Source organism: Caballeronia udeis (assembly GCF_001544555.2).
Classification (GTDB): Bacteria; Pseudomonadota; Gammaproteobacteria; order Burkholderiales; family Burkholderiaceae; genus Caballeronia; species Caballeronia udeis.
The window spans coordinates 49,443-61,325 of record NZ_FCOK02000043.1 but is presented as its reverse complement, the minus strand read 5'-3'; the positions used below and the strand labels follow the sequence as shown (position 1 = coordinate 61,325).

Sequence of the window (11,883 nt, the reverse complement as noted above, 5' to 3'; positions counted from 1 at the left end):
TGCGCAACATCACGCACGACATCATGATCACGCATTCCGGAGCAGATCCATGGCAGCAGTAAGTTTCAAGAACGTACGCAAGGTCTTTGGCGACGTGGTATCCATTCCGTCGCTCGACCTCGATATTCGCGATGGCGAATTTGTCTGCCTGCTGGGGCCGTCAGGCTGTGGAAAAACGACCACGCTGCGCATGCTCGCCGGGCTGGAACAGCCGACGAGCGGCGCGATTCACATAGGCGGCGAGGAAGTGCACGAACTGCCGCCGGCCAAACGCGACATAGCGATGGTGTTCCAGTCGTACGCGTTATATCCGCATTTGACGGTAGCGGAGAACATTGTCTATCCGCTGAAAAAGCGCGGCATCCCGAAGCGCGAATGGCCGGCGATGCTGACCCATATTGCGCAGTTGCTGCAACTCGAACCGTTGCTGGCGAGAAAGCCGAAACAGCTTTCAGGCGGGCAGCAGCAGCGCGTGGCGCTCGGCCGGGCGCTGATCCGCAAACCCAAGGTGTTCCTGCTGGACGAACCGCTGTCGAATCTCGACGCCAAGCTGCGTGCTCACATGCGCGCCGAGCTGATCGAGTTGCATCAGCGCATTGGCACGACCACCGTCTACGTCACGCATGATCAGCTCGAGGCGATGACCATGTCCACGCGTATCGCCGTGATGAATGGCGGCGTGCTGCAGCAGTTCGGCACGCCCGACGAAATATATTACCGCCCGGCGAACCAGTTTGTAGCCGGCTTCATCGGCACGCCGGCAATGTCGCTGGTCAATGGCGACCTGCAGCGCGATGACAGCGGCTTTGCCGTGCGCGCAGGCGGGCTTTCCCTGCGCGTGCCGCATGCAGCGCTTCAAACGGACGCGGACCGGGAGGTGGCGATCGGCCTGCGGCCCGAGGACATCGTGCTTGGTCGTGGAATCCATAGCGCGCGCGTCAAGGTGGTCGAGCCGACCGGGCATGAATCCATCGTGCTGATGGATTGCGGCGGCGCGACGCTGTGCACGCGCATTGCGAGCGACGTGCCGCTTGCGGCCGAGCTTCGCGCGGGCCAGGACGTGCCGTTTGACGTGACGCTCGCGCGCGTGCACGTGTTTTCGCGCAAGAGCGGCCTGCGCCAGAACCGTGACGATAAGAACGTCACGTCGATCAAGCGCACGCGCGACGCAGCCTGAACAATTTCTTTACGACTACGGGATTTTTGCATGAACAGAGATAGTGTGAGCTGGTCCGGAGCCATGCCGGCCATCACGACGCCGTTCGACGACAACGGCAAGATCGACGAACGCGAACTGGGCGATGTGATTGATCGCCATCTCGCCTTGGGTGCGACGGGGGTGGTGGTAGGCGGATGCACCGGTGAATTCTGGGCGATGAGCGCCGAAGAACGCGCCCGGCTTTTCGCAAGCTCGAAAGCGGTGATCGGCACACGCGGCACGTTGATCGCCGGGACGGGAATGATCGGGGTGGAAGACACCGTTGCGCTGACATTGCAGGCGGAAAAGGCGGGCTGCGATGGTGCGCTGATCCTGCCGCCTTACTTCGTCAAACTGACCGACGATGAAATCCACGCGCACTACGCCGATGTCACTGCGCGCATCGGCTTGCCGGTCATGCTCTACAACATTCCCGGCAACGCGGTGAACTACCTGACGCCGAAGCTGGTCGCGCGTCTGGGCCAGCTCGAGCGCGTGGTGGCCGTCAAGGAAAGCTCGGGCGACTGGAACAACTTCTACGGCACCTTCCTGGCGGTGCGCGACAGCCTGCGTGTGTTTTGCGGGCCGTCCTCGGTGTTTGGCGTCCCGGCGGTGCAACTGGGCGCGGATGGCGTGATCGATTGTTTCCCGAATGTGTGGGACGAGGGCGGCCAAATGCTCTTTGAAGCCGCACGCGATGGCGACACCACGCTCGCCGCGCGCCTCCAGGCCATGGGGCGCCGCCTGACCGATTTGTTCACGAGCGATGGCCGCACGCTTTATCCATCGACGAAGGCCGCCATGGACCTGCTGGACATTCCCGGCGGCGGCAAGCCGCGCGCGCCGCTGCGTTCGCTCGGCGCCGCCCAGCGCGATGCGCTCGCGGCCGGCTTGCAGGCCGAAGGTCTGCTGTAGCGCGGACCCCAGCGGACTCAGACACCAGACTTCAGCAAGGAGAAGGCAATGACAGAACGAACGGCTGCAAACCCCTGCGGTTTTTCCGTGCAATACGGCAAGTACATCGGCATAGGTTCCAACGGCAATCTATGGGTCGACGGCTGCGACGTGCAGGCGCTTGCACAGACGCATGGCGCCCCGCTCTACATCATTTCGGAAAACGAGCTGCGTGACCGGTATCGCGCGTTTCGCGACGGCTTTCTCGCCGACTATCCGCAGGTTGAAATCCTGTTTGCCAACAAGTCGAACAACGGCCTTGCCATCCGCCACATTCTTAACCAGGAGGGGGCGGGAGGCGACTGCTTCGGCGTGAACGAGATGTATATCGCGCTGCTGGCGGGCACTGATCCGCAGAAGCTCGTGCTGAACGGCTCGAACAAGCAGGACGAAGAACTCGAGATGGCGATCGCCAACGGCATCTGCGTGAATATCGATGCAATGGACGAACTGGATCGCATCGACGCTATTTCAAGCAGGCTCGGCAAGACGGTCAGTATAGGCATCCGGCTGAAGCTGGACCTGCTGCCGCTGGCGGGACGCACGGGCGTTGCCATGCACGGCCCCGGCACGCTCAAGGAGCAAAGCGATTCCACCAAGTGGGGCATGACGCGCGAACAGACGGTCGAGATCGTGAAGCGCGCGCAGCAGATGCCAAACATCGAACTGAAGGAAACGCATTTCCACCTGAGCCGCATGTCGAACGATCCCGAGAACTTCGCGATCATGGCGCGCGAGATGATCACCTGGTCCGGCTTCCTGCGCGATGAAACCGGCTGGACGCCGCCCTGCATCGATATTGGCGGGGGCTGGACCTTCGGAAAATGGTACGGCACCGGGCCGCGTTCGCAGATCGATGACAACGCAGCCCCTACGCCCGAGATCTATGGTCGCCTTTGCGCTGCGGCGATCCGCGAGGAAGCGGAGCGGCTGGGCTTGCCGCTGCCGAAATTGCGGATCGAACCGGGCCGCGCAATCTCGGGGCCTTCGGGTGTCGCCGTCGGCCGAGTAGGCGCGATCAAGCAAGGGGCGTCGAAGAAATGGGTGAACCTCGACTTGTCGACGAATCATCTTTCCTGGGCGTCCGCCCTCGACTGGTACTACCACGCGGTAGCGGTGAATGACACGGCGCGTGACGCGACGGACCACGTGGATCTGGTCGGACCGCTGTGCAACTCCGATGAAATCGGCGCGGACCGCATGATGCCGCCGCTTGCCCGCGGCGATTTTGTTGCGTTCCTGGACGCCGGCGGATACACGGAGTCCGGTGCTGCGCGCTACAACGCGCAATTGCTGCCGGCCACGGTGCTGGTTGCCGGAGACACCGCCGAGATCACCACGGTGCGCGAGCAGTGGCGCGATGTCGCCGGCCGCTTCAAGGTGCCGCCGCGATTGCTGGCAGCCTCGTTCGCAAAGCCGGCCTGAAGACCGGTGCAAGACAAACCTCATTCGAGCCGGCATGCGGTATGCCGGCCTGCGGAGACATCATGAATCTAGGTATCGAAGGCCGTCGCGCGGTGGTGTGCGGCGGCAGCAAGGGGCTGGGACTGGCAGCGGCGCGTTCGCTTGCGCGGGAGGGTGTGGACCTGACACTGGTCGCGCGCTCACAGGAAACACTTCAAACTGCTGCGCGCCAGCTCGTTGCCGAAACCGGTGTGAATGTCGCGACCGTCAGCGCTGATCTGAGCACCGCGCAAGGACGTGCCGAGGTGCTCGAACAGGCCGGGGTCGTGGATATCCTGGTTGCCAATCCCGGGATTCGCCAGGTCCCCGATAACTTCCGGACGATCACGCGTGAGGCGTGGGACGGCTGGATGGAAGCGCATTTCTTTTCGTCGCTCGAACTCATCCGCGCTGTCGTGCCGGGTATGAGCGAGCGCGGTTTTGGCCGTATCGTCAACATGTCGGTGAGCTTTATCAAATTTCCACAGGTCGGCTTCGGGCCTAGTCACGCGGCGCGGCTCGCGCTCGCCGGCGCGATTGCCGCCATGGCGCGCGAGCTGATTCCTCACAACGTGGTGATCAACAGCGTGTGCCCCGGACTCTTCGAAACCGACGCGCTGATCACGAACCTGCACGGTCATGCGGCACGCGGCAACACAAGCTATGAAGCAATAGTCGCGGACCGGTTGAGCCACTGTCCGGCAGGACGCTTTGCGGACCCGTCCGAGTGCGGCGACCTGATCGCGTTCTTGTGCAGCGCCCAGAACGGCTTCATGACAGCGCAGAACATTGTCAACGACGGCGGTGTCTATCAAGGGCTCTTTTGATGACTCAAGCTAACGGGGAAGAGCGCGGCGTGGTCATGTTGTCGGGTGCGTCCAGGGGTATCGGCGCAGCTATCGCGCAGCGTCTCTACAACGACGGGTACACGCTTTCGCTCGGTGTACGCGATCCAGCGAGCGTCGATCCGGCGCTCGCGGCAGATACGGCGCGCGTGCTGGTCGGGCACTACGATGCGTTCGACGCCGCGTCGCCCGCCGCGTGGGTCGCGGCGACACTGGCGCGCTTCGGTCGTATTGATGCGTTGATCAACAACGCCGGCATCCTGCTCGAAATAGTGCTTGAACGAGGCGACGAAAGCGCGCTCGACCAGATGTGGGAGGTCAACGTGAAGGGGCCGTTCCGCACGATTCGCGCCGCGATGCCCGCGCTGAGAATGGGCGGCCGCGGCCGGGTGATCAACGTGGCCTCCACCGATGGCAAGCGGTATCGGCCGACGGATTCCATCGGCTACTCGATGACGAAGCACGCCGTGATGGCGCTCACGCACGCGGCGCGCTTCGACGGCTGGGAGAGTGGTGTGCGCGCGACCGCGCTGTGTCCCGGCGCGGTGGATACAGAACTGATCGCGCACTTTGCCAGCGCAAGTCCCGTGGCCGATCGGCTGCGCCCGGAAACTGTCGCGGATACGATCGCTTTCTTGTTGTCGCTGCCGAACAATGCGACCGTGGCCGAACTTGTCTTGAACACCCGGCTGGAGCCGTCGCTTTGAGCCGGATCATTTGTTTTATGCTTGCTGATGTACCCATTGATCGACCATGACCCAAACGATTCCTATCCAGTTCGACGGCGAGACGCTTCACGCCCGGGCCGGTGAAACCCTGGCGGCGGCGCTCATCGCGCATGGTGTGCAGCAGTTCCGGACCACCGTCTCGGGTCAGCCGCGCGGCGTGTTCTGCGGAATGGGCGTATGCCAGGATTGCCTCGTCGAAATAGACGGCGTCGCGAATCGCCGCGCGTGCATGACGAAGATCGAGAAGCCGGTCACCGTCCGGCGCGGCGTGCACGCACGCCCACTGCCGCCGGTGACGGCGTCCGCTTCGGGCAGTTACGCCGGCTCGCCTGAACCTGAAATACGCGAACCCGCCTTGCTTGTGATCGGCGCCGGGCCGGGTGGATTGTCCGCCGCGCTCTTCGCGCAACGGGCCGGCGTGCAGGTCACCGTGCTCGACGAACGCAGTCAGGCCGGCGGCCAGTACTACAAGCAGTTGGGGGTGTCGGCGTCCGCATCGGCGTCGGAACCAGGGATCGCGCCTCCCGACGCGCAGCATCGCCGGGGCGCGGCGCTCATCGAATCGGCGCGCAAGGCGGGCGTGGAGATCATCCACGACGCGCTGGTCTGGGGCGCGTTCGAGCCAAAGGAGTTCATCGCGACGGTACGTGGACGGTCGATCCGCTTCCGGCCCGCAGCGTGCATTGTCGCGACAGGCGCCTACGAGCGCGGCTGGCAAGTACCGGGCTGGACGCTGCCGGGCGTGATGACGACCGGCGCCGCGCAAACGCTGTGGCGCACGTCACGGCGCCTGCCTGGCAAGCGCGTGCTGATCGCGGGCAACGGGCCGCTCAACCTGCAACTCGCGGCTGAGCTCCTGAGCGGCGGTGCGAGCGTCGCGGCTGTGGTTGAAGCGGCGCCGCGGCCTGGACTGGCCACATTGGGCCCGCTCGTCACGATGGCTCTCGCGGCGCCCGGGCTCGTTGCCGAGGGTGTCGGCTATAGCCGGATGGTGAAGCGCAACGGCGTGCACATCATCAATGACACTGTGATCGAGGCCATAGAGAAAACCGGGAGCGGGCTGTCGGTCACCCTTGCACGTGTGTCGGGCGAGACGCTTGCGCCGCGTATTGATGTCGATATCGTCTGTCTCGGTTACGGCTTTGAGCCAGCCAACGAACTGCTGCGTGCGCTTGGGTGCACGCATGACTTCGATACCGATCGGCGGCAGCTTGCAACACGCCGCGATGACACGGGCCTGACCAGCGTCGCGGGCGTCTATGCGCTCGGTGATTGCACGGGTCTTGGCGGAGCGAAGGCGGCGCTTGCGGAAGGCTCGGTCGTCGGCGCGGCGGTTGCGGTGTCGCTGGGCCATGCGCTCGCAGGTCCACTCGCCGGCGAACGCGATCGCGCAGTTGCCGATCTGGCTAGACAGCGCCGCTTCCAGCAAGCGCTCTGGACTGTCTATGCAAGTCCGCTGAATGCTCCGAAGGAACGCTGCGGCGACACCGTGATCTGCCGCTGCGAGGAAGTCACCTTCGGCGAGCTGGACGCAGCGCTCGACGAGGGCCTGAGTACGGTCGGCGCGATCAAGCGGCGTACGCGCATCGGCATGGGACGCTGCCAGGGGCGTTACTGCGCGCCCGTTCTCGACGAGATCGTCTGCGAACGCTTCGGCCGTTCGCGCGACGAGATGTCCGGATTTGCCCCCCGTGTTCCAGTCAAGCCGGTATCGATTGCGGAACTGGCCGGCCACGGCGACGATTCATGAACGATCCCACGATGGGCGCTTTGCCGCGCCGGCAAACCGATGTCGCAGTCATTGGCGTGGGCATTGTCGGATTGTGCCTGGCCGGTTTTCTCGCGCAGCGCGGGCGGGACGTCATGCTGCTCGATGCCGGCGGCTCTGCCGCGTCGACAGCGAATGCCGGCAGCCTTCATGTGCAGATGCAGAGTCGTTTCATGCGGCTCTTTCCCGAGCGCGTGGCCAGTTTTGAACAGCAGTTGCCGCTTTATCCGAAAGCGGTCGAGTACTGGCGGGAATTCGAGCGAGCCATTAACGCGGATTTCGAAATGAAGGTGTCGGGTGGCCTGATGGTCGCCGAGACGCCGGAACAGTTCGATTTCCTCGTGGCCAAAAGCCGTCGTGAACGAGAGCTGGGCCTCGAAGTCGAACTCCTTGAGCGCGCCGACCTGCAGCGCATTGCGCCGTATCTTGGCCCCGCCGCGTTCGGCGCCGAGTTGTGCGCCAACGAAGGCAAGCTCAATCCGCTCAAGTGCAACACCCAGATCAGGGCGTGGGCGTCACGCATGGGCGTGACCATTGTCGATCAATGCAAGGTCAACCAACTGCGTCCTGCCGGCTCGGGCTTCGCGCTGACCACGTCGCTCGGCGCGCTCGATGCGAGACAAGTCGCCGTTGCGGCGGGCCCCGGCGCGCGCGCGCTGATGGATAGTGCAGGGACCTTCCTGCCGGTGGATCCCGAGCCGCTGCACATGAATATTACCGAGGCCGCGCCGCCGCTGATCCTGCATCTCGTGCAGCACGCCGAGCGGTCCATCACACTCAAGCAATTATCGACGGGGCAGGTCGTGATCGGCGGCGGGTGGCCGGCGAAGCTCGCGGCAGGCGCCGACTATCCCGTTGTCGATCCCGCCAGCGTGATCGGCAATGTATCGCTGGCGCAGTTCATGGTGCCGGCGCTCGGGTCGCTGCAGATCATCCGGACGTGGGCCGGCATGAATTCGAAAGTCGATGGCCGGGGCGTGCTCGGCGAGATGCCTGGATTGCCCGGATTGCATGCGGCCATTCCCGGCGATGCCGGCTATACGCTGGGGCCACTGACCGCGCGATTGGTAGCAGACCTGATGACCGGCCGCGACCCGGGCGTCGACATGCGACCCTATTCGCCGATGCGTTTTCAGGCGGAAGAGCTTCGGCTTCTGACCGCGCAATGACCGCGCAATAAGCGCTCGTGAATGCCTGAACCCGGGCCTCGCCTGAATGTCGACCCGGGAAGCAATCCGCCGCGCCGCACGACCCGAAAGTCGCGCGGCGCTTCTTTATCAGAAGCGGTGACGCAGGCCAATCCGCACGCTGGTCTGCGTGCTGGTGGTTGACGGTGTGAACAGGAAGCCCTGAACAGCGTCCACACCCGACGACGCCCGCAGGTAAGAGCTCTGCAGGTAGACGTCGGTGCGCTTGGTGAACGCGTAGTCGAAGCCGAGGCTGGCTTCGTTGTAGTGATGGCCTTCGAAGGTCGAGTAGAAGTAACCCGCTGCCGCATTGAAAGATGGGGTGATCTGCCACGACGCGCCCGTATCGTAGGTGCGCAGCGCCGACGTGCGGCCAAACCCCTTGAACCAGACGTCCGAGTACGCGACACCGTACGTGACGTTCGACATGACGTAGCTTGCGCCAAGCGTAAGCACGCTCTGGCTGTCGATCTGCAGGGGCGTGCTCGCAAACAGGTCGGTGACTTGCCCGGTGACGGGGTTGCGTGTCGCCGTGGTCTGGCCCAGAAAACTGGAGACGCCCATGGAGGCGTAAGGATCGATCGCGTTCGAACCGAACGGGTTGTTCATGCGCAGATACACCGCGCCGGCCGAGAACGCGCCGTGGTTGTACTGCCCGCCCGCGGACCATGCGCTTTGCTGATGAAGACTGCCCGCCACATTGCCGAACGAATACATTGCGCCTCCCTGCAGCCCGTGGAAATCCGCACTCTTGATCTTGACCACGTTATCCAGGCGCTCCCAGCCCATGCGGTCCAGATCGCCCTGATGCGTGGCATAGCCGCTGGCCCAGGCGCTCATCGCATAGTTGGCGGTGTAGTCGTAGATCAAGTCGTACTGGCGGCCGATAGTGATGGCCGCGTACTCGTTCTGCAAACCGACCCATGCCTGCCGGCCGAATTCGCGTCCCCCCTGACGGAGCTGGCCGTTCAGAGCATCGAACCCGTTTTCAAGGGTGAAGATCGCCTTGAGCCCGCCGCCAAGATCCTCGGTTCCCTTCAGACCCCACCGGTCGCCCGAGGCAATCGAGTCGTCCATCTTGAGGTTATGCGCACCGCCTTCATTGCTCACGAACGTGGGACCCACGTCGATCACGCCATACAGCGTGACGCTGCTCTGCGCGTGAGCCAAACCCGTTGCTGCAACGCCCACAAGCGCTGCGATCCGCCTGATAGTTCTCATGCCACTCAACTCCCCTGAATTGATGCTGCTGAAAATTTGCAGTACGAAGCAGTTTCTTCGCGGCTGTTGCGAAGTTTGGCGAAGATTTGCCTGAATCGTGCTGCCTGCCCACGTGGTTTGCACGTCCCGCAGTCGCCACGGTGCGCGCTGCATCGGAACATTTTTTGACGTACGCGCTTTGTGACAAAGCGTGCGCCATGCTAACATTCAGACGCCATGTGAACAAAATTGAATGTTGGAATTTTGTGAAATTTTTGGGAAATTGGTGTAAACCCACTGAACACGCAGATCAATTTTTACCGATATAGGGCAAGCATAGGGCTTGATTCGGTCCTGGACGGGCTTGAAGGCAGGTTGGAGACAAAAAACCAACTTTGATCTCATGCATAAAAACTGTGCGCATTGCGCTCAAGCGTTCAATGATTTAACGGAGAGATACGTGAGTAAAGTTTTTCGTGGCAGCTATGGTGTGACCGTGACGCCCTTTACCGCCGACGGCGAGTCGATCGATGAAGGCGCACTCAGGCGTTTTCTTGACTGGCAAATAGAAGCGGGCTCTCCCGGTGTGATCATCCTGGGTACAACTGGCGAGTTCCTGACCATCAACGACGAGGAGCGCACTCAATATGTAGAGGCGACGGTCAAGCATGTGGCCGGGCGAATGGATGTGCTGGTCGGCACCATGAACGCGTCGACATCGAACGCGGTGCGTTATACCCGTGAGGCAGAAGCGCTGGGCGTAGACGGTTTCATGATCGCGCCGCCGTATTACTACACCCCGACTGACGACGAGATCTTCGAGTATTACCGGGCGATCTCCGAGGCCACGTCGCTGCCGATCATGCTTTACAACAACCCCGTGACGACCAACGTCGACATGTCGGCGAAGCTGGTGGCGCGCCTGACGCGGGCATTCGACAACATCCGCTATATCAAGGAAGCGAGCATGGACGTCGGCCGGGTCTACGACGTGATCGAAGCGACCGAAGGCGTGATGAACGTGTTTGCCGGCGAGCGGCCCGTGGAGAGTTTCCTGCTCGGCGCGCTCGGCTATGTGAATCCGTATGCGAACTACATCCCCGAGGCCTCCACGCGGCTGTGGAACGCGTTGGTCGAGGGCGAACTGGAGGAGGCCAAGACCATCCAGAAGATGATTGCCAGTTTCGACCGCATCATCGCGGAGGGTCATCCGACCTACGGACACCAATGCTATTCGAAGGCGCTGGCCGCGTCGCAGGGTTATCCGGTCGGCGACGTACGGCCACCGCTGACCAGGTTCGCCGCGCTGGGCAGCGAGGGCACGGAACGGCGCGCGAAGATCGTCTCGATCATTGACGATATCAATGCCTATGTCGCGCGGTGCGCGGCGCAAAAGGGCTGAGCCGGCGATGCCCGGGATCCGCTTGTTCACGCCGTTCAGTTTGCGAGGCGTCACCTTCTCCAACCGCATTGTCGTGTCGCCGATGTGCCAGTACCGCGCAGTCGAAGGCGCGGTGAATGCGTGGCATCTCGCGCATCACGCGCGTTTTGCACTCGGCGGCGTGGGCGGCGCGGTGATCGAAGCCACTGCGGTGGAGCGGGACGGCCGCATCAGCGAGGGCTGTCTCGGGCTTTGGGATGACAGCCAGATAGACGGCTTCCGGCAACTGGCCGAGCTTTATCACGGGCAGGGCATTTCGGTCGGTGTGCAGATCGGGCATGCCGGGCGCAAGGGTAGTTCCGCCAGTCCGTGGGACGGAGCGGGACCGCTCGCGAGCGCATCTCCGCCACGCGGCTGGCCAACGGTCGCGCCTTCGGCGATTGCCCATGCCGAAGGCTGGCCGATTCCCGCCGCGCTCGACGAGGCTGGGATCGCCCGCATTGCCAGGTCGTTCGCGGCGAGCGCCCGGCGCGCGGTTAGCGCGGGTCTCGACTTTATCGAAGTGCACGGTGCGCATGGTTATCTGTTGCATGAGTTTTTATCGCCGATATCGAATAGCAGGACCGACCGGTACGGCGGCACTTCAGAGAACCGCGCGCGCTTCGCCCTCGACGCCGCGCAAGCGGTCAGGCAAGCGGTGCCGGACGCGATGCCGGTGTGGTATCGCGCGTCCTGCGTGGATGAAAGCGCGGGGGGCGTGACGCTTGACGAGACCATCGAACTGGCACGTGGGCTGAAGGACATTGGCATCGACCTGGTCGACTGTTCGTCGGGTGGTATCCGTGGCCCGGTTGCGAGGTCCACGCGCCCGGAAGCGCCTGGGCATCAGGTGCCCTACGCAGAGCGGATTCGTCGTGAAGCGGGCATCCCGACCATGGCGGTGGGGCTGATCACGGAGCCTGGCCAGGCAAACACGATTGTCAGCGAAGGCTCCGCTGATCTGGTGGCCATCGCGCGGGAACTGCTGGCCGATCCGAACTTCGTGTATCGTGCGGCGCGCTCGCTGGGTCACCCGACGCCGCACGCGTTGCTGCCCGAGAACTTCGGCTTTTTTCTCGCGCGGCGTAACATGCAAGCTCCGGACACCTCCTCCACGTAACACCGTTTCAACATCCCACT

Annotated in this window: 10 protein-coding genes; 9 read left to right on the top strand and 1 reads right to left on the bottom strand. The window is 63.2% G+C overall.

Annotation, left to right across the window (positions count from 1 at the left end; translation table 11 throughout):
* The first annotated feature begins 49 nt into the window (after nt 1–49).
* The 7 genes from AWB69_RS26655 (at nt 50) to AWB69_RS47170 (ending at nt 8,105) form a co-directional block, all read left to right on the top strand.
* Nucleotides 50–1,177, top strand: coding sequence for an ABC transporter ATP-binding protein (locus AWB69_RS26655; RefSeq protein ID WP_062089826.1), 1,128 nt, complete (start codon nt 50–52; stop codon nt 1,175–1,177).
* Between the two features lie 30 nt (nt 1,178–1,207).
* Nucleotides 1,208–2,113 (top strand): dihydrodipicolinate synthase family protein, encoded by a 906-nt coding sequence (locus AWB69_RS26650; RefSeq protein ID WP_082913602.1) that lies wholly within the window; start codon nt 1,208–1,210, stop codon nt 2,111–2,113.
* A 48-nt stretch (nt 2,114–2,161) separates the two neighbouring features.
* Entirely contained in the window at nt 2,162–3,577 is a 1,416-nt protein-coding gene (locus tag AWB69_RS26645; RefSeq protein ID WP_062089824.1) for a diaminopimelate decarboxylase family protein, read from the top strand.
* Between the two features lie 62 nt (nt 3,578–3,639).
* The gene (locus AWB69_RS26640; RefSeq protein ID WP_063977918.1) at nt 3,640–4,422 is read left to right on the top strand and encodes an SDR family oxidoreductase; all 783 of its coding nucleotides are present in this window, start codon (nt 3,640–3,642) and stop codon (nt 4,420–4,422) included.
* Nucleotides 4,422–5,147 carry an SDR family NAD(P)-dependent oxidoreductase gene (locus AWB69_RS26635; RefSeq protein ID WP_062089822.1) on the top strand — a complete coding sequence of 242 codons (726 nt, stop codon included), beginning with the start codon at nt 4,422–4,424 and terminating at the stop codon, nt 5,145–5,147. The genes AWB69_RS26640 and AWB69_RS26635 overlap by 1 nt, the downstream gene beginning before the upstream one ends.
* 46 nt (nt 5,148–5,193) lie before the next feature.
* Entirely contained in the window at nt 5,194–6,918 is a 1,725-nt protein-coding gene (locus AWB69_RS47175) for an FAD-dependent oxidoreductase (protein ID WP_062089821.1), read from the top strand.
* Nucleotides 6,915–8,105 carry an NAD(P)/FAD-dependent oxidoreductase gene (locus AWB69_RS47170; RefSeq protein WP_062089820.1) on the top strand — a complete coding sequence of 397 codons (1,191 nt, stop codon included), beginning with the start codon at nt 6,915–6,917 and terminating at the stop codon, nt 8,103–8,105. The genes AWB69_RS47175 and AWB69_RS47170 overlap by 4 nt, the downstream gene beginning before the upstream one ends.
* 108 nt (nt 8,106–8,213) lie before the next feature.
* Here AWB69_RS47170 and AWB69_RS26625 read toward each other — a convergent pair whose 3' ends face one another.
* A complete protein-coding gene (locus tag AWB69_RS26625) occupies nt 8,214–9,344 on the bottom strand; it encodes a porin (RefSeq protein ID WP_062089847.1) in 1,131 nt (376 codons plus the stop codon).
* 439 nt (nt 9,345–9,783) lie between these two features.
* On the opposite strand from AWB69_RS26625, the gene AWB69_RS26620 reads away from it, so the two are divergent.
* Both AWB69_RS26620 and AWB69_RS26615 read left to right on the top strand, forming a co-directional pair.
* Nucleotides 9,784–10,725: a dihydrodipicolinate synthase family protein gene (locus AWB69_RS26620; RefSeq protein ID WP_062089819.1), complete on the top strand. Its 942-nt coding sequence runs from the start codon at nt 9,784–9,786 to the stop codon at nt 10,723–10,725.
* Between the two features lie 7 nt (nt 10,726–10,732).
* Nucleotides 10,733–11,863, top strand: coding sequence for an NADH:flavin oxidoreductase/NADH oxidase (locus AWB69_RS26615; protein ID WP_062089846.1), 1,131 nt, complete (start codon nt 10,733–10,735; stop codon nt 11,861–11,863).
* Nucleotides 11,864–11,883 lie beyond the last annotated feature (20 nt).